This is a genomic window from Kitasatospora sp. NPDC022856 (assembly GCF_055561235.1).
The window spans coordinates 20,935-44,751 of the sequence record NZ_JBVHHE010000044.1; the positions used below are offsets into that span (position 1 = coordinate 20,935).

Sequence of the window (23,817 nt, forward strand, 5' to 3'; positions counted from 1 at the left end):
CCGCGACTCCGGAGGGCCGTCGGCTGCGCCGTGGTCTCCTGCGTCGACCGACGAGGGAGTCGTCGTGAGGGTCAGCAGCAGTCGCACACGTCACAGAAACCGGGACCTCGCGTCCCTGATGGTCGCCGGAACCGTCGCGGCCGCCGCCTGCGGAACGGTCCTGCTCGGACACCCCGGTACCGCTGCCGCCGACCCGATCGAGCAGTGCACCGCGACGACGGGCGCGATCGTCGCGGTCGACTTCGGCCACTGGGGCGGCGGTGTCGTCCGGGGCTGCGACGCCCACCCCACGACGGGGATGAACCTGCTGCACACCGCGGGGTTCACCACCACCGGAACCGAGCACGACGGCCCGGCCTTCATCTGTCGGCTGGGCACCGGAACCTTCAACGGCGGCGTCCAGTACCCGACGCCGGCCGAGGAGCCGTGCGTCAACACCCCGCAGGCCACCGCGTACTGGTCGTACTGGATCGCCGCACCCGGCCAAGAGAGCTGGTCCTACAGCCAGTTCGGCGCCGGCACGCAGAAGCCCAAGCCCGGCGAGGTCGAGGCCTGGGTGTACGGCGGCACCGACATCGGCGGCACGAGCGGAGCACCGACCTTCACCCCGGACTCGGTCCGGGCCAAGAACGGCAGTTCCTCGCCCTCGCCTTCGAACTCGCCCTCGTCTTCCAGCTCGCCCTCGCCCTCGCCCACAGTCACCCCGACCCCGACCCCGTCGCCGACCGGCCCGCCGCCCGCCACCGGCGACCCGGCGACTGCCGCCGCCTGGCTCGTCGGGCAGCTCGTCGGCGGCGACCACATGGAGAACTGGGCCGCCCCGGGACCGGACTACCCGCGGACCACCCTCACCGCCATCGCGCTCGCCGCCGCCGGCACCCAGGATCCGGCGCTGCGTAAGGTGGTCGGCTTCCTCTCCACCCGCACCGACGTCTTCCTCCTGCCCGACGGCCCGACCGGCAAGCCCGATGCGCGGGCCGCCGCGCTACTGGCGCTCGTCGCCGAGAGCACCGGTGGCGATCCCCGCTCCTTCGGCGGCCGTGACCTGATCGCCACGCTGACCGACCACGTCTGCACGGCGGCCGGGGAGAACGGGAACTGCACTGCTGCCGGGGACTTCTTCGGCGCGGCCTCGCCCTGGGTCCAGGCGCTGGGTGTCATCGCCCTGCAGCGTGCCGGTGCCGCGCCGCCCACGTCGGCCCTCGCCCGCTTCACGGCCCTCCAGTGCGCCGACGGTGGAATCGCCGGGTCGATGATCGTGGCCGGCGGCACCTGCGAATCCGATCCGCTCAACACCGCCGTCACCGTCCTCGCCCTGCGTACGGCCCCCGGGTACGAGACGACGGCGAAGAAGGCCGCGGACCAGCTCGCGGCGAGCCAGCAGGCCGACGGCTCCTTCGTCCCGTACCTCGGTGCCCCCGGCGACACGGTCAGCACCGCGAGTGCCGCCCAGGCGTTCCGGGCCACCGGCCAGGGCGCCCGGCAGGCCACCGCCAAGGCCTGGCTCGCCACCCGTCAGGGCAAGGACGGCGGCTTCGGGCCCGACGCGTCCACCCCCGACCCGGACGCGGCCGCCACCGAACAGGCGATCCTGGCCCTGACCGGGACCGACCTCACCACCGTCCGACACAACCCCGACGGCGCCACCACGACACCGACCCCGCCCGCCGGGCGCACCCCCGACCCGGGCAAGGGCAGCACCTACCTGACCGATCCGGCCCGGCTGATCGACGGTCACTACTACGAGGCCTTCCCGGCCTTCGCCGACTTCGGCCTCACCATCGACGGGGCCTACGCCCTCGCGGCGACCGGTACCGATGACGCCGCGCTGCGCAAGATCGTCGACTTCCTGGACCAGCAGGGCAAGGACCCCAACGAGCGGACCGTCAACGACTGGACCGCCGTCGGCACCGAGTACGCGGGTGGCGGCTCGATCGGCAAGGAGGCGCTGCTCGCCGAGATCGTCGGCCGCGACCCGCGTGCCTTCGGCGGCCACGACCTGATCGCCGCCCTGGACCAGGCCGTCTGCGCCAGGGCCGACCAGAACACCGGTTGCGCGGCACCCGGCAACTACACCTACGCGACCTCGGTATTCTCCCAGTCGCTGGGCATCACCGCCCAGCTCCGTGCCGGGGACTCCACCAATGCCGCTCCCGCGATCGCCTACCTCAGGAGCCTCCAGCACCCGGACGGCTCCTGGCCGAGCCTGATCCCCGCCACCGGCGACTCCGACGTGGACAGCACCACGATGGCCGTCATGGCCCTCGCCCTCGTCCCCGGCGACGAGGCGGCCCAAGCCGTCGACACGGGGCTCACCTGGCTCGCCGCCCAGCAGCTGCCCGACGGCGGCTTCCCCGGCGCGGCCGGCGACTCCACCAACTCGGCTGCCCTCGCCGTCCAGGGCATGACGCTGCGCAAGGCCGCCTACGGCGGGCAGATCGCGAAGGCGCTCGACTTCCTCGCCGGCCAGCAGAACGGCGACGGCGGGTTCAACGTCGCGTCCGCCGGGCAGCGGGGCTCGGACGTCCGCGCGTCCACCCAGGCGATCGGCGGTGCCACCGGGATCTCCTTCGGCACGCTGTCCAGGAACCTCGGAGGCACGCCCACTCCGACGCCCACTCCGACCGGCACGCCGACGGGGACTCCGACGGGCACCCCCACCGGCACGCCGACGGGGACTCCGACCGGCACGCCCACTGGCACGCCGACCGGCACGCCGAGCCCGACCGCCACGCCCACCCCCACCGGGTCCACTTCGCCCACCTCCGCTCCCGCGACCAGCGGCGGCCCGACCACCTGGCCGGCCGACGGCATCGGTGCCCCGGCCGGAGACGGCGGTGCCCCCGCCGCGGACGTGGCGGCGCGGACCGGTTCCGGCAACCTGGCCAGCACCGGCACCCCGGCGCTGGCCCTGACCACGGGTGCCGGTCTGCTGACCGCCCTCGGCGCCGCGGCCGTCATCCTCGCCCGTCGCCGCAACGCGGCCGCCCCGGGGCGTCACCGGTGAGCCGCGGACTCGGTGAGCGGCTCGCCCGGCTGCTCGGGGCGGCGGCGCCGGCCTTCGCGCTCGCCTTCGGCGGCATCGCCGTGGGCGCGGCCCCGGCTGCTGCGGCGCCGTTGCCGACGGATCAGTGCACCACGACCTCCGGGGTCGTACTCGCGGTGGACTTCGGGAAGTGGGGCGGCCCGCTGCTGCGCTCCTGCGGGACCACCCCGACCACCGGCTACGCCCTGCTCAACCAGGGCGGCTGGAAGACCACCGGCACCGGGCACGACGGTCCGGCGTTCATCTGCCGGATCGGCTACAGCGGCTTCCAGGGCGGCAAGCAGTACCCCACGCCGGACCAGGAGAAATGCGTCCTGACACCCCCGGCCACGGCCTACTGGTCGTACTGGCACGCCGATCCGGGCCAGAACACGTGGTCGTACAGCCAGCTCGGCGCGATGCTGTACCAGCCGAAGCCCGGCAGCGTGGACCTGTGGATCTTCGGCGGTACGAACATCGAGGGCACCGAGGGGCGCCCGGCCTTCTCGCCGGACAGCGTCCGGGCGCTCAACTCCAGCCCCGGCGGGGAGTCGACCGACCCCGGCGGCCAGGGCACCACGGGCACCACGGGCGGCTCCGGCAGTGCCTCGGGAGGCTCTGGCAGCTCCAGCGGCAGTTCGACAGGTGCCACCGGCACGACCGGTGGCGCCGGAACCGGCCGGGCCCCGGTGCCCGCCAAACCCCCGGCGGGCGGTGCCCGGCCGCCGACGCCCGGCACACCGCCGGGGGCCGGCACCGCCGGCACCCCCGAGGACGGCGTCACCCCTTGGGGGGCGCCCGAGCCCACACCGGTGCCCGCCACACCGGTGCCGGTCGACCCGCCCACCGCGCCGCCGACGGACACCCCGACCGATCAGCCGACCCCACAGACGGCGGAGGCCTCGGCCGCGCCGACGGCCACCCCCGCCGTACCGGGAGCAGTGGTGAACGCCGACCCGGTGGCGGACGCACCGCACGACTCCGGCTCGATGCTCCCCGCCGTACTCGGAACCATCCTCGTCGTGGTGCTCGGGGTGGCCACCCTGGTCGCCGCGCGCCGCCGACGGCGCCGGGCGGAGTGATCCGGTGACCATGCTCGACACGCGCGGCACGGCCTCCCCGCAGCGCGTCCCCGGCCTGGGCGCTGCGGGCCGACGCGCCCCGCGGAACCTGCACCCGCTGGCCTGGTGGACGTGGGCATTGGCCCTGGCGACGGCGGCCAGCCGCACCACCAACCCGCTGCTGCTCCTGCTCGTCCTCGCCGTGCTCGGCTACGTGGTCACCGCCCGCCGCAGCGAAGCCCCGTGGGCGCGCGGGTTCACCTACTACCTGTGGGTGGCCCTGACCGTGGTGGCGATCCGGGTGGTCTTCCGGTGCGTCTTCGCCACCGGCATCACCCCGCACGACCACCTGCTCTTCTCCCTGCCGCACATCCCCACCCCGGCCTGGTACGCGGGCATCCGGATCGGCGGACCGGTCTCGCTGGAGGCCACGCTCTCCGCGGCATTCGACGGGCTGCGGCTGGCGTGCCTGATCTGCTGCATCGGCGCGGCGAACACCCTGGCCAACCCCAAGCGTGCCCTGCGGGTGCTGCCGGGGGCTCTGTACGAGCTCGGCGTGGCCGTCACGGTGTCGCTGAGCGTCGCGCCGCAGCTGGTGCAGAGCGTCCAACGCGTGGCCCGGGCCCGGCGGTTGCGCGCCGGACAGCGCAAGGGCGTACGCGCGTTGCGCGGCATCGTGGTGCCGGTCCTGGAGGACGCGCTGGAACGCTCGCTCAGCCTGGCCGCCGCGATGGACTCGCGCGGCTACGGGCGTTCCGGCACCGCCTCGCGGCGCTCCCGCCGGCTCACCGGAACCCTGATGCTGCTCGGCATGTGCGGCCTGTGCGCCGGGGTGTACGGCTTGCTGGACGGCACGGCCCCCGCCGCGCTCGGCCTGCCCGCCTTCCTCGCGGGTGCCGTCCTCTGCGTGGCGGGCCTCGTCCTCGGCGGGCGGCGGGTGCGGCGCACCACCTACCGGCCGGACCGCTGGCGGGCCGCCGAATGGGCGGTCGCCGGCTGCGGGGTGACCGCCGCCGTCCTGCTGTGCGCCACGGTCGGCTACGACGCCACCGAACTCAACCCCTCCCTCTACCCGCTGACCTGGCCGGCGCTGCCGCTCGTCCCGGTGCTCGCCCTGCTGCTGGCGGGCGCCGCCGGGATCGTCTCCCCGCCGCCCGGCCGTACCCCCGAACGGGCCACCGACACCGCCACCGGTGCCCGCCGAAGCAGCAACGACGTCAGCGTCAGCGTCGGCGTCAGCACCGACCGCACGACCTCCGAGGTGAGCACGTGATCCGATTCGACCGGGTCAGCGTGGTGTACGACGGCGAGACCACGCCCGTCCTGCGCGACGTCGACCTGCACATCCCGGAGGGCGAGCTCTGCCTCGTGGTCGGCCGCACCGGGGCCGGCAAGTCCACCCTGCTCGGCGCCGTGAACGGCCTCGTGCCGCACTTCACCGGCGGCACCCTGCGCGGCCGGGTCACCGTGGACGGCCGCGACACCGCCCACCACCCGCCGCGCGAACTCGCCGACGTGGTCGGCGTGGTGGGCCAGGACCCGCTGGCCGGCTTCACCACCGACACGGTGGAGGAGGAACTGGCCTACGTCATGGAGCAGTTGGCGATCCCACCGGAGGTCATGCGCAAGCGCGTCGAGGAGACCCTCGACCTGCTCGGCCTGGCCCACCTGCGCCACCGCGCCCTGTACGAGCTCTCCGGCGGCCAGCAGCAGCGCGTCGCCATCGGCTCGGTGCTCACCGCGCACCCCCGCGTCCTGGTCCTGGACGAACCGACCTCCGCACTCGACCCGACCGCCGCCGAGGAGGTACTCGCCGCGATCACCCGGCTCGTCCACGACCTCGGCGTCACCGTCCTGCTGGCCGAACACCGCCTGGAACGCGTCGTCCAGTACGCCGACCGGGTCGCCTACCTGCCCGGCGACGGCACCGTCGTGCACGGGCCGCCCGCCGAGGTCTTCCGAACCACCGCGATCGCGCCGCCCGTCGTCGACCTTGGCCGCCTGGCCGGCTGGGAGCCCCTGCCGCTGTCCGTCCGCGACGCCCGCCGAGCCGCCGCACCGCTGCGGGAACGTCTGGCCGCACGCCCGGCACCGGCACCGCGTCGCGCACCGGCGGCAGGGGAGACCGTACTGTCCGCCGAGCGGGTCGTGGTGCGCTACGGGCCGGTGGCCGCCGTCCGGGAGGTCGGGCTGGAACTGCGGGCGGGCGAGGTCACCGCGCTGATGGGCCGTAACGGCTCCGGCAAGTCCTCGCTGCTGTGGGCCCTCCAGGGCTCCGGACCCCGCCAGGGCGGCAGCGTGAAGGTCACCGGCGTCGAGAGCGGTCCGGCCAAGGACCCCAAGCGCCTCCCCGCGGCTCAGGCCCGGCACCTGGTCGGACTCGTCCCGCAGACCCCCACCGACCTCCTGTACCTGGAGACGGTCGCCCAGGAGCTCACCCAGAGCGACCTGGAGGCCCGCCAGGCCGCCGGGCCGACCGCACGGCAGATCCTCGACCGCCTCGCCCCCGGGATCCCCGACGACACCCACCCCCGGGACCTCTCCGAGGGGCAGAAGCTGGCGCTCGTCCTGGCGATCCAACTGGCTGCCGCACCAAGGGTCGTGCTGCTGGACGAACCCACCCGGGGGCTCGACTACCACGCGAAGGAAGCACTCACCGGCATCGTGGACGCCCTCGCCGCCGAAGGCCGTACGGTCGTCGTCTCCACCCACGACGTCGAGTTCGTCGCCTCCGCTGCCGACCGCGTGGTCGTGATGGCCGAGGGCGAGATCGTCGCCGACGGCCCCACCGCCGAGGTCATCGTCGCCTCACCCACCTTCGCCCCGCAGACCGCCAAGATCCTCGCCCCGCTGGACTACCTGACCACCCGGCAGGTGACCGAGGCCCTCGCGGTGGCGGAGGCCGTCCGATGACCGCCGTCCGCATCCCCGGCCGGGCCCGCATCGTCGTCGCCCTGGCCGCCTTCATCGGCCTGACCGCCTTCACCTGGCCGTTCGTCGTCGCACCCGGGACGTTCGGCTCCAACTACGCCCCACCCCTGATCTTCGGCGCCCTGCTCGTCCTGGTCCTCGCCGTCGTCATCGCCGAGATCTCGGCCGGCGGCATCGACGCCAAGGCCCTCGCCATGCTCGGCGTCCTCTCGGCCGTCAACGCCGGACTCCGACCCCTCGGCGCCGGCACCGCCGGGGTGGAGACCGTCTTCTTCATCCTCGTCCTCGCCGGCCGCGTCTTCGGCCCCGGCTTCGGCTTCACCCTCGGCTGCGCCTCGCTCTTCGCCTCCGCCCTGCTCACCGGAGGCGTCGGCCCCTGGATGCCCTACCAGATGTTCGGCTGCGCCTTCATCGGCATGCTCGCCGGGCTGCTCCCACCGGCCCGGCGCCGCTGGGAGGTGCCGATGCTGGCCGCCTACGGGGCTTTCTCCGGCTTCCTGTTCGGCTTCCTGCTCAACCTCTCCTTCTGGCCGTTCTCGACCGACCCGAACAGCTCCATCGCCTACCTCCCCGGCCTGCCCTTCACCGAACAGTGGCACCGCTACCTGCTCTTCGACCTCGCCACCTCGCTCGGCTGGGACACTGGCCGCGCCGTCACCACCTTCACCGCCGTGCTCGTCGTCGGACCGGCCGTGCTGACCGTTTTCCGCCGCGCGGCCCGGCGCGCCAACTTCGAGCCCACGGTGCGTTTCGAGGCTGCGGACTACTCCGACGCCCCACCCGCTCAGGAACATGCCGCACGGCCGGCCGGAGCGGCGCCCTCCTGATTCCGAAAGGTCCACCACCGTGCCCAAGGCCGACAAACCCAGGACGGTGGCGATGGACGGTGCGGAGATCGTCGTCCTGACACCGCAACAGCACGCGGGCCTGGAGTCCGCCCGCCGCCAGCTGGGCGGACAACGGGCCCAGGTTTCCCGGATGAAGCTGGACCTCGGCCGGATCCGAGAGCTGCTGAGCGAAGCCGAACGGGTGCTGGCGAGCCTCCCCGCCGACCAGGTCGAGCGGGTGGAGAAACAGCTTGGCCCCGGGCGAGGCCTGCCCGAACTGCTCGCCGATATCCGAGAGGCGCTACAGCGTGTCACGGAGCCCTCCGACCGGTCCTGACGTCGACTCCGTCTCATCATTCGGACAACTTGAGTGATTCACTGTTCAGCTCCCACCGTCCTGCCCCTAAGCCGGCCGTGCAGCTGGTTCGCGCCGTCCGCCAGGCAGGGCGTCGCAAGAGGGAACCCGGTGACGCCTTTCAACGGGCCAGTCCGGGACTGCCCCGCAGCGGTGAGTGGGAACGACCGCCGTCATACGCACTGGGCCCGGGTCGGGTCTGGGAAGCGACGGCCAGTAGGTGTCCGCCCTCGACGAGGGAGGGCGTGCCCGCGAGTCCGAAGACCTGCCACTGCCCGTACGCGACCGTTCGCGGGCGGCAATCCGGTGACCTCGAGGGCGGGTCGGCGATCATACCCGGCAGACCGGGCCAGCACGTTCGTGGCGGCCGCTGCCCGGTCCGTCGTCCCTTCGCGTCCTCGTCCCGTCGCCGGGCACTTGAGGAATCAGACTCGCGAAGGAGAGTCCCTTGACCACGAAGTCCGCAGCCGCGGCAGGCCTCGCCACCGCCCACGGCTACCCCCGCCAGGGCCGGGGCCGGGAGTTGAAGAAGGCGATCGAGGGCTACTGGAAGGGCGCTGTCACCGCCGAGGTGCTGCTGGCCCACCGCCGCTGACCTGCGCCGGGGGAACTGGCGGCAGCTAGATGATCGATTCCAAGGGGTGGCTGCGGACATGAGACGAGGGAGACCAAAGTCAGGGTGTGACGCCAGACTTGGACTCCCTCGCGACCGCACTCTATGTGAAGACCGACGACCTGTTGAAGGATTCGCCGCAGCTTGCTCCGTGGCGTCCGGCAGTAGGTATATCGCCGCAGCTCAGCGATGCCGAGCTCGTGACGTTGGCCATGATGCAGGCGATGCTCGGTTTCACCTCCGAGGCCAAGTGGCTGCGTCACGCGCACACGCACCTGCGACATCTGTTCCCGTACCTGCCGAAGCAGCCTGGCTATAACAAGCGCCTGCGCAAGGCGGTCGGACTCATCCGGCATACCAGCCGCGTACTGGCCACGGACACCACGCTGTGGACCGACGACGTGTGGGTGGTGGACTCCACGCCGATCGAGTGCGGCCGCTCCCGGGAAACGGTTGAGCGGTCCGACCTGGCCGGCTGGGCCCAGTACGGCTACTGCGCCAGCCACTCGCGCTACTTCAGGGGACTGCGGCTGCACCTGGTGTGCCCCCTCGGCGGACTGCCGATCGCCTTCGCGCTGACCGGGGCGAAGGCCGACGAGCGCGAGACCCTGCTCGACATCTTGGCCACCGAGCCGGCACTCCTCGACGACCGTCGCGGGCAGACGCTGATCGGCGACAAGAACTACTTCGGCCGCGAGTTCGAAACACAGCTCGCCGAGCTGGGCGTCCACCTACTGTGTCCGGCACGCAAGGGCGAGGCCGAGCGGGCCGCGTCACAGCTGTTCAAACCGTTGCGGCAGGTCATCGAGTCGATCAACGAGACCTTCAAGGGACAGCTCGACCTGGAGCGCCACCGCGGTCGCACTCCCGGCGGTGTGATCGTCCGCGTGCTCCAACGGATCCTCGCGCTGACCGCGGCGATTTGGCACAACCAGCACACCGGCCAGCCGGTCATGCGGTCACTGACCGCCTATGATCACTGACCCGGAAGCAGCTTGTCGGTACGACGGGAAGCCGGAGCGGCTTCCTCACGGCGAGTCCGTCCGAGACCGCTGTCGGCGGAACGCGTCGCGGGCCGAGACCCCTGGGGGGCGGCCCTGCGATCGCGCTACTTGCCGTCCAGCGCCGCGACCAGCTGCGGCAGGTCGCCGCCGGCCACGATGAGGGCCAGGTGGTCGTGGAAGTCCCGGCTGCTGACGATCAGGCCGTCGCGGACCCGCAGCACCTGGATGTTGGCGACCTCGAAGTTCCGCCCGGTCACCCGGTGGTGCACCTGGTAGTTCCATTCGGCGACGATCACCTCCGGGTCGTCGGTCTCCCGGATCACCACGTTCGTCGCGGTCAGCTCCACGGGCGAATGCTCGGAGACCTCCGCGAACCGCTCCTTGAGCGCGGCCCGCCCCTCGAACCGGCGCGGCCCGACCGGCTCGAAGGCGGTCTCCACCACGGTGTCCTCGGCGTAGAGCTCGGCCAGCTCCGGGAGCCGCCCCGCGGTGATGCCCTCGAGGAGCTTCTGGAAGACCTCGCGCGGTGACAGCGTTTCAGACATGATCAACCCCCTGCCGGATCCGTCGCTAGAATCGGACTAGCGACTCAGGTTTCATACGATACGGACTGGCGACTCCGGTTGTCCAGGGCTCTGCCGTCGGCGGGGAAGGGTGGGGTGGGAGGGATGAGCGACGCTCAGGAACGCCCGCTGCGGGCGGACGCGGCCCGCAACCGGGCCAGGCTGCTGGACGTCGCCACGGAGGTGTTCACCACCCGCGGCGTCGGCGTGCCGACCGAGGAGATCGCCCGGGCCGCCGGGGTCGGGGTCGGCACGCTCTTCCGGCACTTCCCGACCAAGGAGGCCCTACTGGAAGCGGTGATGGTGCGCAGGCTGGAGACGATCGCGGCCCAGACCGCGCAGCTGGCCGCCGAGGCCGAACCCGCCGCCGCCTTCTTCGGCTGCTTCCGCCTGGTGATCGACCAGTCCGCGGGCAAGAACGAGTTCGCCCAGGCACTCGCCGCAGCCGGCGTGGACGCGCACGCGGCCCTGCAGGAGTCCAGCAAGGTGATCCAGGCGCAACTGTCCGAGCTACTGGCCGGGGCGCAACAAGCCGGGGCGGTCCGCTCGGAGCTGGGCCTGCCGGAGCTGATCGCCTTGCTGGTCGGCACCAGCACGACGATGGAGCACCTCGGGACCGACGTGTCGGCCCGAGAACGGATCTTCGAGGTGGTCTTCGACGGGCTGCGGCCGCGCTGAACCGGCGGCGTGTCGGCATCCCCCGGCCTTGCGCAACGGAGCGCGGCTCAGCCCGCCATTGCTAGCATCGGCGGCGCCCGACTGACCCCTTGGAATCGATCATCTAGCCGACGCCGGCATCGAGGAGGTGCCGACGCCCGGGCCGGCCAGCTGGTCCGGGCGCCGCGTGGCAGAGCTGCCCGTCTCGGCGCATGGGGAAGGTAGGCGACGAGTCAAGCCCGGGCACCTGGGTTCCGCTCCGGCCCACACGTATCCGGGCGGCGGCCAGCCGTCGCGAGTGCGGGCCGGATCTTGTTCGCCACCGGCCGTGCCTGCTGGACCAGAGCGTGGACCGCCGGAGACAGTCTCGTGTGGTCAGCGAACGGAGGGAACGAGTCGTGGAGCTGCGGCGTGGTGTGTCGTTCGGCGGGCGGGTCGCGGTGCTCGGCGGTGGTGTGGCCGGGTTGTCGGCGGCGCTGGAGCTCGCAGAGCGGGGCTACAGCGTGACCGTGTTCGAGTGTCATGAGCTGGGCGGGAAGGCTCGGAGCATTCCTGTACCCGGCAGTGGGTTGCCGGGCGAGCACGGGTTCCGGTTCTTTCCCGGGTTCTATCGCAATCTGACGGACACTATGCGCCGGATTCCCTTTGCCGGGAATTCGAACGGAACGTGGGACAACCTGGTGCGGGCCAGTGCGTATCGGGGGGCCCGTGCGAACGGGCAGGCCGACACGGTGGTGACGTTCCGGGCCGGCTCTCTGCTGCCGGCGGACAGTCACGCGTTCGGGCCGGCGGAAGTGATCGCCCTCATCACCCTCGCCTCCAGCACCCTGGCCCACGTGCCGTTCCGCGAGGCCTTCTACGGCGCGCGCAAGTACTTCACCTACTGGTCCAGTTGTGACGAGCGCCGCCTGGGCCAGTGGGACCTGCTCTCCTGGAACGACTTCCTGCAGGCCGAACGGATGTCCCCCGCGTTCAGGAGTTGGTTCGCCGACGGTATGGTCCGCAACCTGGCCGCCATGAAGTCCAAGGACGCCAGCGCCCACTCCGTCGGCCTGATCCTCGAATCCACGATCTGGAGCTCACTCGGTCGGGGAAACGAGCCAGGGGGGACCGTGGACCGCGTCCTGAACGGAAGCACCGGTGAGAAGCTCATCGACCCGTGGACCGCCCGTCTGAGCGCGCTGGGTGTCGACCTGAGAGTGGGCTGGACCGTCACGGAGCTGGCCGTCGAGAACAACACGGTCACCGCGATCGTTGTGTCCGACCGGTCCGGTGCCTTCCACCGGTTCGACGCGGACCACGTCCTCTCCGCTCTGCCGGTCGAGCGATTCGCCGCCCTCCTGAACCCCCAGCTGCTCGCCGCCGACCCCGGCCTGGCCGGCTGTACGCGCCTGCGCACCGAGTGGATGAACGGCCTGATGTTCTACCTCCGGAAAGAGCTGCCCGTCATCCACGGCCACGTCAACTACGTGGACTCCCCGTGGGCGATCACCTCGGTCAGTCAGGCCCAGTTCTGGCAGCGCCCGTTCACCGAGTACCACGACGGCACCGTCCGGGACTGCCTGTCGACGATCATCTCCGACTGGTCGGCACCCGGCATGCTCGATCGGAAGACCGCACGCGAGTGCACGCCCGCGGAGATCGCCCGCGAGGCCTGGGAACAGATCAAGGCCCACCTCAACAGCCATGGCAAGGAGGTGCTGACCGACGCCATGCTCCATTCGTGGTTCCTCGACCCGTCCATCACCGCGCCGGGCACCTCCGCCGTGGCCAACACCAGCCCGCTGTTCGTCCAGCACCCGGGATCCTGGCGAGACCGCCCCGGATCCAGGACCGCACTGCGCAACCTGTTCCTGGCCGGTGACTGGATCCGTACCGACATCAACGTCAGCACCATGGAGGGCGCCAACGCCGCGGCACGGCAGGCCGTCAACGCCCTCCTGGACGCCGACGGCTCCCCCCTGGCACGCTGCGCCCTCGGGGGCCTCCACCGGCCTGCGGAGTTCGAGCGCCTCAAAGAGGCCGATCGCGAGCGGTTCGGCCTCGGCCTGCCCAACCTCTACGACCCGGACAAGCTCACGCCGGCAACCACCGGCCGCGACTCCGTTCCCGTGCTCGGGAGGGGACCAGGCCTCAGCCACGACGTGTGAGTCCGTGGAGGGGCCGTCACACAGCACGCTCCAGAAGCGATCCGCGGAGCAGGCCGGCAGGGCTGCGGCAGGCCGGCCTATGCGGTGAGCCTGACCGTCAGATCAGCGGAGCAGGCCGCGAACGTCATGCCCGTCTCACTCGCGCCGTCTCCGAAAGCGCGGGTCAGAACCGCGGCGAACATGGGATTCACCGCGACATCGGTAGCGTCGATTCCCAGAGTCAGACCGAGCAAGGACAGATGGAGAGCGGTCGGATCGACGGCGTACTCGAGGATCTCCGTGCGCGTACCCACCGGATCAACGCTGCTTCGCACCTGAAACTCAGGGTTGCCCGCGGGCAGCGCGGTACGTGGCTCGGTCACCTCGACGAAGTCGCCGGTCGCTTCGCTCTCCAGCCGGAACCCGCCCCGGAAGGTGACCTGACCACGACCGAGGACATCCAAACGCCCACCCGGGTCCGTCAAGGTCGTCCCCGGCTGCTCCCGGTCAGCGAGTTGAACGCCGGGTGCCATGGCGCGAAAGCCCACCCCCCGGTCGTCAAGAGCCTTCCACTGCTCAGGACTGACATAGCACGTGACCGTGCCACCATCGGGCGCCACATGCACCCCTGCGGCGTGGGCAGTCGCGACACCGCCGACCAAGGCGAGCGCTCCGAAAGAAGCGACGACGCGCTTTCGCATGAAGATCCTCACTCGATTCCGTCCAGCTCAGCAGCCGGCCTTCTCGGCCATCAATCCCGAGCACCGACCGACCGGGCCGACCCGCAGGCACCTCGAGAACGCCCGCCAACTGTGTGCCCGGGCCCGATCGCGCAACCACCGGCAGGGCCCATCGTGGTCCTCTTGCCACAGCATCCACCTGCTCGACTACTCCTGCGAACCGGCTGATCCATCGGCGGGCACACTGCTTCGAACGCGCGCCAGCGAGTAGGAGCCGCGTACGGCCCACCGGAGAGACGGCCCACCCACCGCTGCTCCCGCCCCCACCAGCCGGTCGTCCGCATACCTCCGTCCAGTGGAACCGTCAGCGGGCACGTCGCGCGACCGCCGAGTGTGGGTAGGGCTCAAGCGCGAGAAACGCGGGACAGACCAGTCGGAGGGCATACACATGGGCACCAACGTCGCTGTACGGCATCCGGCACGGCGCACCGCCGTGGCGCTCACCGCCCTGGTGGTGTGGGCCGGGTGCCCGGGCAGCGCGGCGGCCGCACCGGCACAGGGGCGGCAAATCCCGCCGGTGGCGTGGGAGGACTGCCCGCAGGGCGCACTCACGGGCCTGCCGAAGGACGTCGACCCGACCCTGATGCGCTGCGCGACCTACGCCGTCCCGCTGGATCACGCACATCCCGAAGGCGACACGGTGCCGCTGGCCCTGATGAAGCGCAGCGCCAAGGACCCGGGCAAGCGGATCGGATCGATCCTGACGAACTTCGGCGGCCCCGGCGCCGCGGGCTGGGGCGCGCCCGTCTTCTCCGAGTTCTTCTTCTCCCCCGCGGTCCTGGAACGCTTCGACGTGGTCGCGTTCGACCCGCGCGGGGTCGGCCGCAGCATGCCACTGCGCTGCTACACCTCCCAGCAGCAGTTCGACGCGGTCGACGCCAAACTCATGCGCGACCCGGTCACCGAACAGCAGCTCACCGACGAGGCCGACGCCCTGCGCGTCCAGGGCGACCTGTGCCGCGACAACGCCGGCCCGCTGCTCACCCACATGTCCACGGCCGTCGTGGCCCGGGACCTGGACCTACTGAGGCAGGCGGTCGGCGACGACGAGCTGACCTACTTCGGCGTCTCCTACGGGACGTTCCTCGGCGACACCTACGCGAACATGTTCCCGCACAAGGTCCGCGCGATCGTCAACACCGGCAACACCGACCCGGCCCTGCGTTCCTCCGACGGGACCCGCTACGAGCACGACCGCGCGCTCAACTACGAGGCCGTGCTCGGCGCGGTGCTCCAGCGCTGCAAGAAGGCCGGCGCCCCGGCCTGCCCGTTCGGGGACAAGGACCCGCGGGCCAAGTTCGACGCGATCCGTGACCACCTGCGCGCCCACGCCGACACCGCCATCACGACCGCCGACGGCACGAGCGTCACGCTCAACTCCTTCGTCAACGACCTCTACAACAACCTCCCCGACCCCGCCACCTACGACGCACTGGCCAAACGCTGGCAGACTCTCTACGACGCCCTGCCCCCGGCAAGCGGCGCAGCATCCGCCCGCCCGCGCACCGCCGACACCCCGTTCACCGGGAACAACGCCAACCCGGCGGTCAACTGCAGCGACATGCCCTACCCCCGCGACGTGAACGGCCTCGCCGGCCTGGCCGAAAGCTGGGAGAAGGACGCCCCCACCTTCGGCCGCCCGCAGGTCTTCAACGGCCTCAGCCAGTGCTCGACCTGGCCCTACACACCAGCCCCAGACGACGACGTCTACCACGGCCCCTGGAACACCTACACCGGCCCCACACCGATCCTCCTGGTGAACGCCCTCCACGACCCCGCCACCCCGTACTCCTACGCCCAGAACGCAGCCCGTGAACTCGGCCCCGCCACCCGGCTGCTCACCGTCGACGCCTTCGGACACGGATCCATCTCCCCGGCCGAGAGCACCTGCACCGCCGGGCACATCACCACCTACCTCCTCACCACCACCGCCCCCGACCCCGACACCACCTGCACCGACGTCACCCAGCCCTTTGACGCCCGGCCAGCCATGGACACCAACCAAGGCCTCGGCGTACCGGCGTCCGGGAGTTCTGGCTGACCGGTCAGCATGCCGTCGGTGCGAGCCTTGTCCCGCTCGCGCAGCCACGTACCGAAACGCCGGACCCGCGTCGCCGCCGGTGCGCTTCGACGGGCCGTCCAGGGTGCCACCGGCCGCGAGGTAGGGAAGCAGGCGGCGAGCCGACGTGACCGATGGCGTAGCGGTCGTCGGTGCCGTCCGCGATCTCTGCCTTGAGCATGTTGCCCCCCAGAAGAGGGGGTGACGACATGCGGACCCAGGTCGACAGCAGCGACCCCTACCCCTGGGTGGCCATCGTCTCGGGGGCCGGCTTCCGGCACCCGGGCGGGTGCAGCGTCTACGCACCGGACCCGGCGGGCACGCCCCTGCGGCTCCGCCTGCCCGGCTTCGCCGCGAAGTCCCAGGGCCGTCCCGCGGCCCGCTCGGGGGTTCGGGCCGCGGGACCGACCGCCTTCAGCGTGCGGGCGCACAGCCCCGCCCGCACCCCCGGCTACGCCATGGCGGCGACAGCCTCGGCTTGCCCCTCTCTCACCACGCTCCCCGCCCCGGCGACGGCCGGTGCCACGGCGCCGGTCGCATCCGGCAGCCACAGCTCGGCGGACCGCGCCCGCACCGCCGACCCCCAGCCCGTGACCGACACCGTCGCCCGCCGGCCCGTCAGCTGCCCCCAGCTGTCCCCGAGCCCGGACCAGCGGCCTGCGGTCATCTGCAGGCGCAGCTGGGCGCCGGGCCATGGGCCGGGGGTGAGGAGGATGGTGCCGGTGCGGCGCAGGTGCGCGGCGAGCCGGTCCAGCGCGCGCTGGCAGACCGGTGGGGGCGGCGGCGAGGACGACGGGGCAGGCGGCGGCGAGCGCGGTGACGACTTCGGCGAAGTGTTCTTCGGGGTGGTCGGCGACCAGGAGGCGGCGCAGGTCGATGCCGTAGGCGGCGGCCGCGGCCAGGCCGAGGTCCGGCATGCCGCCGGCGGCGATCCCCGGGGTGATGACGCTCCCCGAAAACGGCCACCCGTGCTACGGGGCTGGCTAGACCTGCTCACCTTGATTCCCCATGGGGGGGTTGCCCGACCCGAACGAACGCCACAACCCCGCGTGGAACGCGTCAGCCGTCTACTGCATGACCTCCAGGTGCGGGTGATCGAAGGAGTCGGGGCAGTAGTAGAGCTGCATGTCGTAGCTCCGTCCGATCATGATGCCGATGTCCTCGCCGGATACCGGTCCTCGACCGGATCCCAGCCGCTGCCGTCCAGGGCACCTGAACTGATCGTCAGCAGCGGTCTCATAACGCACCTGTAGGTCGTGCACCGCATGACCGACGGATCGCTGAAACTCAACGGGCCCCAGCCGCCCACCTTCCACCCCGGGGCGACGGACAGCTCGTACTGGTAGTAGGCCCGGAACTCCTCTTCGTACAGGTACCTCAGGTCAGTGCCGGTGAACTGCTCCTCGCACCAATCCCCGATACGCTCCGCGAGGTCCGGTTCCAGCTCCAGCAGAGCCGGGTACTCGGTCACCACCTCGGGGTGCAGCACACACGGCTCGGGCAGGTAGTCGCCGTGCCCCGACACGTCCGCGGGCTGCGGCGGTTCTACCAGCAGTGCGCCCGCCGCAGCGGAGGCGCGCCACACCACCCGGGCAGCCGGCATCCAGTTCGGGTGGTGCTCCAGCGGACACCACAGCACCTGCAGCAGGTCCGAATCCGCAGGGCACGGCAGCCCGGGGATGTCTCTTGCGTAGAGCTGGGCCACCGGCAGCAGGGCATTCGGCTCCTGGCTCCACGGATGACCCACGTACGTCGCATCGAGCGCCGCCCGCTCCTGCGCGGTGGGACTCCCGCCGGCCCAGCCCGTCCTGTGAAGCTCGCGGCGACGCCGGACGTCCGTCAGTGACAGCGGCAGGTCGACCTCAGGGTGCGGGCCCTCACAGACCGGCCACGGCTCGTCGGCGGGCCACAGGAGCGGGCCGCCGACCGAACTGTCGTGAACGGCCGGCACGCCCAGCCGAGGGTGCAGGCGGACTGTTTGCCGGGCCAGCAGCGCCAGTTCCCGGAAGACCGCAGCGATGTCCACGCGGCGCGCCGGGGTAGTGCGGGCCATTGAGACCGTCCTTCAACGGAGTAGGAGACAGACGAGCGGACCCTAACCGCTACCACCGTCAGCCACAGCTCCCGGGATCCGCGTCACAGCAGGAGACCGTGGACGCGGCCAGATGCTGGGCCCTGCATGTCCAACGCTCGTCGCTCCGCCGCAACCTCGCCGCCCTCCTCACCCAAGGCTCTGCTAACCGCCGATCGCGGTGATGCGATGACTCTGGTTGGCTCTGGCTGGCCTGGGGTGGATCGACCTCATCTACGGGCGCAGGGGCCCGCCCGACCGGCGCTCGGCCGCTCGCCGCCCTCCTTGCGCCTACGGGTACCGTGGCCGGCCGCTGCTCCTGCTCGGCGCCATCCCCCGCCAGCACGGCCAGCCGGCGGCGGCGCGGGAGTGCTTCCTGGCCGCACGGAGCGTGTCCAACCACCGCCTGACACACCTACTCGCATCCTCGTGGCAAGGTGCGCGTCTCGGTGACGGCGGGCGCTGCAGGAGTGGGTAGCGCGTGGGCGGAACGGCAGTCTCCGGGCCGTCACCCTGCTTGGCTGTCCCGTTGGCGGTGGATCCTGGTTCAGCCGGCGCAGGACGGAACCGCCTGGCCGGCAGCTGACCTTAGGGAGGTGCCGCCCCCCACTACGAAGAATGCCAGCACAAGGTCGTGGGCGCCCGGGACGATGCAGCCGGCCGGCGCGTCGGAGGTTGTGTTGGTCAGCAGGCGGCGTTGCAGCAGTTGCTCGGCACTGCGCAGGTGGGTCCTCACCGTGGCCGGGTTGAGGCCTACCAGGTGGGCGGTATCCTCAATGCGGGCCTTGGCCTGAATCCAGGCCGCCAGAGTGTCGCGCAGCTGGCGTCGGTCGCTGTCCAGGCGGCCGAGGAACCGGTCGGCCCACTGTCGCACCGGCGCGGTGTCCAGGATGTCCGTGACCACGGGTGCGTCCGGCTCTTGCTGAAGGTGTGCGGTCGCGGCCCAGACCTCAAGGGCCAGGCCGACCAGGGCACGCTGCCACACGTCCTGAAGGTCGATTTCCAGCAGGACAGCGGCGTCGGCCAGGCGGCGCGCGACGGTGTTGCGGTGGGTGCCCAGAGATCTGGCGGTGGCGGCTGGAGTGAACAGCAGTCCCAAGCCGAGCGTGGTCAGGAGCTGGTCGCGGCGGTTCTCGGGGAGGTCGAGCAACGGGCGCAGCTGGTGTCGGGCCCAGGCGCCGGCGTGCCGCTGGTCGAGGACGTGGGCAAGTTGGACCTCGGAGACGTAGAGGTGGACTCGGCTGGTCGCGTGTTCGGCGACTGCCAGGGCGCGGGCGGCGTCCCGGTAGGCGCTGGCGGTCTCGTCGAGGGTGTGGAGGTAGCTGCCGCCGAGGTAGCGCTCTGGCGCCGCCTGGGTGAAGGTGACGAGGCCCTTGATCATCTTGCTCTCGAGGTCGCCGGCCGTGCTCGGGATCAGGACGACGATGCGGTCGCCGTACGTGGGGCAGCCGCTGACGATCGCTCGGTTTCCGATGGCCTGGTGGCACTGCTGGATGATCGCCAGCCGTTGTGCCCGGGGGACCTTGAGGATGAGGGTCCGGGCGACTCCGTCGTCCAGCGTTCCGGGGTCCAGGGTGATCGCGGCGCTCCTGGCGGCGCTGACCTGGCCGGTCATCAGGAGGTTGAGGATCGCGCCGCGCACCACCTCCTCGCCGCACTGCAGTCGGCTCCGTCCCCGGTCGGCCTCTTCGATGGCCAGCCGGGCAGCGAGGAGGTACAGGACGCGCGCCATGGCGGCGCTGTTCTCCGGGCAGAAGGCCTCGCAGGCCACTGCCAGGACGGGGGCGGGGCGGGTGGCGCCGACGGTGAACAGGCGTATCTGGCGGCGGCCGTCGGGTAGGTCGATGGCGGCGGATCGGCCTCGGCCGGCGGCGGCCAGTTCGGCGATTTGGGCGCCGGCCGGGGCCATCGTGGTCGGGGCGCTCTCGGGGGCGGCCGCCAGCACAGCGCCCTGGGGCGTTGTCAGGGTGGCCTCGGCGTCCATGGTGGAGGCGAGCCAGGAGATGAGTCGCTGGGCGCCGTCGGGTCGGCCGAGGTGGCGTACCTGCTCGATGAGCTGGGAGTGCAGGCGAGCGGTACGCAGAATCCTGCGGTGGACGTCCTCGGTGACCGCGCGGTGCAGGCGCATCCAGGCGGCGGGCTGCGGGGAGACGGTGAGCAGCGGCACTGCGTGGCGGTGGGCCGCGCTGCGCACGTCGGTGGTGATCTCGCTCGCGGCCCGGACCGCGATGGCCAGCCCGGTTGCTTGCCGGACGGCGAGGTGGGCCATGAGGTCGGTGAGCTGCTGAGAGTCCGACAGGCGCGGGTCGTCGGCCTCGATGATGACGAGTTGGTGGCGTGTCCGGTCGGTGTGGAGGACTTGCTCGGGTTCCCACAGGTATACGCCTTCCAGGGGCCGGTCCGTGTGGGCGGCAGGGGAATCCTCTACAAAGTGGAGTCCCGTGTCGGGGGAATGCTCTCCGTGCCGCTGTGGCGCGGCTCGGTCCTGGTCGGCTCGGTCAGCCTCCTCGCCCCCGACGCGTACCTGCAGCGGCGCGCCGAGCGCCTCGCCGACACCACGATGGACACTGCCGCCGCCCTGTCCCGGCTCCTGGAGCACGCCCGTACCCAGCGTCAGATCATGCCGGTCCTGCTGCAAGCCTGCTGAGCAGGAGTCCTCGGGGGAACACGTCAATGAGCTGCTCAGCACTGACCACCGGCGCCAGCCGGGACTCTGGTCCTGCCATCGACCAGGCATACCAAGCCGCTGGCCATCGCGTCGCGGTCACCTACCGCTCGACGCCGGCGCCCGCCGGCTTCCTCCCGATACCCTGCGACCCCGCGCAACCCGACAACATCGGTGCGGCGTTCGCCAGGATGAAGGAGCAGCGCAGCCCGGTAGAGGCGCTGGTGTCGAACGCCGGAGCCACCCGCGACTGGCGGCTTGTCGCGATGACCGAGGCCGACTTCGCCTCGGGGCCGGACACCGATCTTGCCGGTGCCTGCCGGGTCGCCAGTTTGGCGGCGTGCAGGATGATCCGGCGTTGTGAGGGCTGGATCCTGTTCGTCTCCTCCGCGTCCGCGCTCTACGGGCAGGCGGGGCAGTCCAACTATGCCGCGACCAAGGCGGGCCTGGTCGGCTTCGCCCGGTCACTGGCGGGCGAGCTCGCGCCCTGCGGAATCAGGGTGGCCGTCCTCTCCCCTGGTCTGCCGGACACGGCGATGGTCGGCGCGCTGAGTGCCGAGAAGGTCGAGACGTCGGCCGCGCAGGTACCGCCGGGTCGGCTGGGCCGCCTGGAGGAGATCGCGCGGGCTGCTCCGTTCCTCACCTCACCCGAGGCGGACTCCATCACGGGGCAGCTCCTCGCCGCCGGCGGCGGCGTATCCATGGGGCACTGACCTCCCGTCCTGCCGAACACGTCGGCCGGACGGCCCGCGCCAGGAGTTGGACCGAGATGAGAGGTCGATCATGAGATGACGCACCGTACGGCCCGCTCCAGAGGAGTACGGGCCGCTGGGCTGCCGCCTGAATACCGGTGTTACCAGCACCGGGGTCGGCGGCACGCCCATCCCATCACCGCCGGCACATGACCGAGTTCGCGCTCAGTCATCTCCGGCGACGACCCGGGCGGCCGCCCTCCGTGAGGACTCGCCGCCCGGCGTACCGCCCGGCCACGGGCGGGTCCAACAGGCGATGCCAGCCCTGGAGCGATAGCCGGCCCCAGGGGTTCGTGCTGCCTCCACCTCCAGCAGAGACACCTCGATGATGCCTGACTACGTTCCCGTTTGTCACGCAGGCGCGACCACGCCCATTACCAAACCTACCGGTTGTGATGCCTCGTCAACACGCGGTACCGCCCCTGAAGGAACCGAGCCTCTTGATTCCGGTGTGGGTCTGGAGCCGCTGCGGCTGGACGAGCCGATGAGGCTTCGCCTGAGAGCGGCCGTGCACACCACGCTCCACGCGCCAACCGCGGCACATCTGAACGACACCGACCATCTGCTGCGGATCGTCACCCTCGCCAAGGCCGAGCGAGCACGGACTTACGCGACCACCTCCGCCGCACCGGAGCTCGGCCGCTGGCTCGGTGTGTCCGCCTCCGCCATCCACCAGTCCCTCGGTCGCCAGCGAACAGCCTCCACGCTCGTCACACGTCAGCGGATCCGGAAGTCAGGGACCGTGCAAGGACTGTTCGTCGGAATACCGGAGCAAATCGAGGCGCTGCGGGCAGGCGACAGCCGGCACCCGCTCGCGCTCGACAAGCCCGCGCTCGCCACACTCCTGCGCTTGGTGGAAAGGCTCTTCGCTCCCGGCTGGCGCCACCGGGACGGCAGCATGACCCCGATGGGGCTGCTCGCACCCCGCACGGGACGCGGGGCGCCCACCGACAGGCTCGCCCTGCTCCTCCTCGTGCTGGAGGCCCGCCCCGACGGGAGGGTGCGGCTGTGCTCCGGCCGCGTGGGCAGGCGCGGGCGGGCGGCCGCGACACTCGCCCGCCTCCTGGGCAACGGCTGCACGCCGGCGGGCGCGGCAGGGATTCTTCAGCGGCTCCAGGCCGCCGGGGTGATCCAGTTGGTCAGGAAGGAGACCGGAAGCCGGCTGCGCCAGGACGGCGGCATCCTCGTGCCCGCGGTCGCAGAGGATTGGGAGTCGCTGAAGGCCGCCCGCCGGCGCTCCGCTTCGTCCCGGCGCGACACCGCAGTTGCTGCAGGACGGCCACGCCCACGCGCCGCCGGGACGGCGACACAGGTCGCAGGGCCGGCTGAGGCATCCAACGCCGAGTTCGCAGAGAACGCCACTGCTGATTCCCTTCACGCCTCTCACGCCAGTCACCTCCGCACCACTGGTCCAGCTGATGTCTCGTTGGGTCTTTCCGGCGAAGCCGAGACCGGGGTACCCACCGTCGCCGGTGGAACGCGTGCGCACGCGAGGAATCCCGGCACCTTCCCGACCCGCTCCACGCCCGATTCCGTGCCTTCGGCAGCACGGCAGAGCAGGGCAACGCTGCCTCAGCTCAACATGTCGAGGGCGGCCTACCAGGTGCTCGCGGAGGCGGCAGCCCTGCTCCCGCTGATGACCACCTGGGAGCAACGCGAAGCCGCCCGGGCCGCCGGCGCCGCCATCCGGGACGTCGCCGGTGATGTCGCCCGGGTCGTTCGGCGCCTGAGGTTCCGGCTCGCCTCCGCGGGCTCGGTGGAGAGCCCGTACGGCTGGCTGGTCCGAATCGGGCTTCGCCGATCCAGCGAATGCGGGCGCGTCGAATGCGAGAGCGCGGTCGATGTGGTGACGGGTCGCGAGTGTGTCCCCTGCCAGTACCTCGTCGAGGGCGCGATCAGCAGGTCGCAGCAACGTAGCCAACGTAGCCCGGTCGGGGAGCTGCCGGGCCCGGCTGCTGGCGGTACGGCAGCCGGACCCCGAGCCAGGACCCAGGGTGGGCGTGGGACCAGGACGGCGGACGCCTCTGCCGTGCAGCCAACTGTTGCGTGCGGGGACTGCGGCCGCGCGAACGAGGCCAAGGCCGCACTGTGTGCCGGCTGTGCCCGGGGGCGAGCCATGAAGGCCGGCATCGACGAGTGCATCAACCTGGCCTTGGCCGCCCGCGCCGATCTGCGCGACTATGCCAGCGTCCGCTCCGTGTGGGAGGAGGTTCGCGTAGACCTGCGCGGCGCCAGGGAGCAGGCCCGGCACGGTACGCAGGACGAGGAGATACTGACTTCGGCGCTTCAGGGTGATGGCGGTGGGAGGTCGAGGGAGAGGCCGGCCCCGGTGAGGAAGCCGTCGAGGATATCGGGGCGGTACTGG

General features: G+C 71.7%; 17 protein-coding genes, 1 pseudogene and 1 riboswitch. Of the genes and pseudogenes, 14 read left to right on the forward strand and 4 right to left on the reverse strand.

Going from position 1 to position 23,817, the window contains the following annotated elements; genetic code table 11:
* Positions 1-118 precede the first annotated feature (118 nt).
* From ACZ34W_RS33085 to ACZ34W_RS33120, 8 genes and pseudogenes are all read left to right on the forward strand, one after another.
* Positions 119-3,007 carry a prenyltransferase/squalene oxidase repeat-containing protein gene (locus ACZ34W_RS33085; protein WP_465609436.1) on the forward strand — a complete coding sequence of 963 codons (2,889 nt, stop codon included), beginning with the start codon at positions 119-121 and terminating at the stop codon, positions 3,005-3,007.
* On the forward strand, positions 3,004-4,107 hold the full coding sequence (locus ACZ34W_RS33090; protein WP_465609438.1) for a hypothetical protein: 1,104 nt from the start codon (positions 3,004-3,006) through the stop codon (positions 4,105-4,107). The genes ACZ34W_RS33085 and ACZ34W_RS33090 overlap by 4 nt, the downstream gene beginning before the upstream one ends.
* A 10-nt stretch (positions 4,108-4,117) precedes the next feature.
* Entirely contained in the window at positions 4,118-5,359 is a 1,242-nt protein-coding gene (locus ACZ34W_RS33095; protein WP_465609468.1) for a CbiQ family ECF transporter T component, read from the forward strand.
* Complete coding sequence (locus tag ACZ34W_RS33100) at positions 5,356-6,999, forward strand: ABC transporter ATP-binding protein (RefSeq protein ID WP_465609440.1); 1,644 nt, start codon at positions 5,356-5,358, stop codon at positions 6,997-6,999. The genes ACZ34W_RS33095 and ACZ34W_RS33100 overlap by 4 nt, the downstream gene beginning before the upstream one ends.
* Positions 6,996-7,844, forward strand: coding sequence for an ECF transporter S component family protein (locus ACZ34W_RS33105; protein ID WP_465609442.1), 849 nt, complete (start codon positions 6,996-6,998; stop codon positions 7,842-7,844). Before ACZ34W_RS33100 ends, ACZ34W_RS33105 begins: the two co-directional genes overlap by 4 nt.
* Positions 7,845-7,863: 19 nt before the next feature.
* Positions 7,864-8,181, forward strand: coding sequence for a hypothetical protein (locus ACZ34W_RS33110; protein WP_465609444.1), 318 nt, complete (start codon positions 7,864-7,866; stop codon positions 8,179-8,181).
* Positions 8,182-8,247: 66 nt separating this feature from the next.
* A riboswitch (cobalamin riboswitch) is annotated at positions 8,248-8,486 on the forward strand.
* A gap of 161 nt (positions 8,487-8,647) precedes the next feature.
* Positions 8,648-8,822, forward strand: a pseudogene (locus ACZ34W_RS33115) (hypothetical protein); the annotation flags it as partial.
* 58 nt (positions 8,823-8,880) lie between these two features.
* Positions 8,881-9,795 carry an IS982 family transposase gene (locus tag ACZ34W_RS33120; protein ID WP_465609446.1) on the forward strand — a complete coding sequence of 305 codons (915 nt, stop codon included), beginning with the start codon at positions 8,881-8,883 and terminating at the stop codon, positions 9,793-9,795.
* 125 nt (positions 9,796-9,920) lie between these two features.
* Here the strand turns inward: ACZ34W_RS33120 and ACZ34W_RS33125 are convergent, their stop codons facing one another.
* Positions 9,921-10,361: a nuclear transport factor 2 family protein gene (locus ACZ34W_RS33125; protein ID WP_465609448.1), complete on the reverse strand. Its 441-nt coding sequence runs from the start codon at positions 10,359-10,361 to the stop codon at positions 9,921-9,923.
* A gap of 123 nt (positions 10,362-10,484) precedes the next feature.
* Between ACZ34W_RS33125 and ACZ34W_RS33130 the strand changes: the two genes are divergently transcribed.
* Positions 10,485-11,057 carry a TetR/AcrR family transcriptional regulator gene (locus tag ACZ34W_RS33130; RefSeq protein WP_465609450.1) on the forward strand — a complete coding sequence of 191 codons (573 nt, stop codon included), beginning with the start codon at positions 10,485-10,487 and terminating at the stop codon, positions 11,055-11,057.
* 377 nt (positions 11,058-11,434) lie between these two features.
* Positions 11,435-13,186 (forward strand): hydroxysqualene dehydroxylase, encoded by a 1,752-nt coding sequence (locus ACZ34W_RS33135; protein WP_465609452.1) that lies wholly within the window; start codon positions 11,435-11,437, stop codon positions 13,184-13,186.
* Positions 13,187-13,263: 77 nt separating this feature from the next.
* Here ACZ34W_RS33135 and ACZ34W_RS33140 read toward each other — a convergent pair whose 3' ends face one another.
* On the reverse strand, positions 13,264-13,866 hold the full coding sequence (locus ACZ34W_RS33140) for a hypothetical protein (RefSeq protein WP_465609454.1): 603 nt from the start codon (positions 13,864-13,866) through the stop codon (positions 13,264-13,266).
* Positions 13,867-14,293: 427 nt separating this feature from the next.
* On the opposite strand from ACZ34W_RS33140, the gene ACZ34W_RS33145 reads away from it, so the two are divergent.
* Positions 14,294-15,946 (forward strand): alpha/beta hydrolase, encoded by a 1,653-nt coding sequence (locus tag ACZ34W_RS33145; RefSeq protein WP_465609456.1) that lies wholly within the window; start codon positions 14,294-14,296, stop codon positions 15,944-15,946.
* Between the two features lie 1,162 nt (positions 15,947-17,108).
* On the opposite strand, the gene ACZ34W_RS33150 is transcribed toward ACZ34W_RS33145, so the two are convergent.
* Together ACZ34W_RS33150 and ACZ34W_RS33155 are read right to left on the reverse strand one after the other, a co-directional pair.
* On the reverse strand, positions 17,109-18,017 hold the full coding sequence (locus ACZ34W_RS33150) for a hypothetical protein (RefSeq protein ID WP_465609458.1): 909 nt from the start codon (positions 18,015-18,017) through the stop codon (positions 17,109-17,111).
* Between the two features lie 565 nt (positions 18,018-18,582).
* Complete coding sequence (locus ACZ34W_RS33155) at positions 18,583-20,304, reverse strand: helix-turn-helix domain-containing protein (RefSeq protein WP_465609460.1); 1,722 nt, start codon at positions 20,302-20,304, stop codon at positions 18,583-18,585.
* A 162-nt stretch (positions 20,305-20,466) separates the two neighbouring features.
* Here ACZ34W_RS33155 and ACZ34W_RS33160 point away from each other — a divergent pair, with 162 nt between their 5' ends.
* The 3 genes from ACZ34W_RS33160 to ACZ34W_RS33170 form a co-directional block, all read left to right on the forward strand.
* Positions 20,467-20,682: a hypothetical protein gene (locus ACZ34W_RS33160; RefSeq protein WP_465609462.1), complete on the forward strand. Its 216-nt coding sequence runs from the start codon at positions 20,467-20,469 to the stop codon at positions 20,680-20,682.
* Between the two features lie 26 nt (positions 20,683-20,708).
* Entirely contained in the window at positions 20,709-21,413 is a 705-nt protein-coding gene (locus ACZ34W_RS33165; protein WP_465609464.1) for an SDR family oxidoreductase, read from the forward strand.
* 490 nt (positions 21,414-21,903) lie between these two features.
* The coding region (locus ACZ34W_RS33170) for a hypothetical protein (protein WP_465609466.1) at positions 21,904-23,817 on the forward strand (1,914 nt) is incomplete at its 3' end.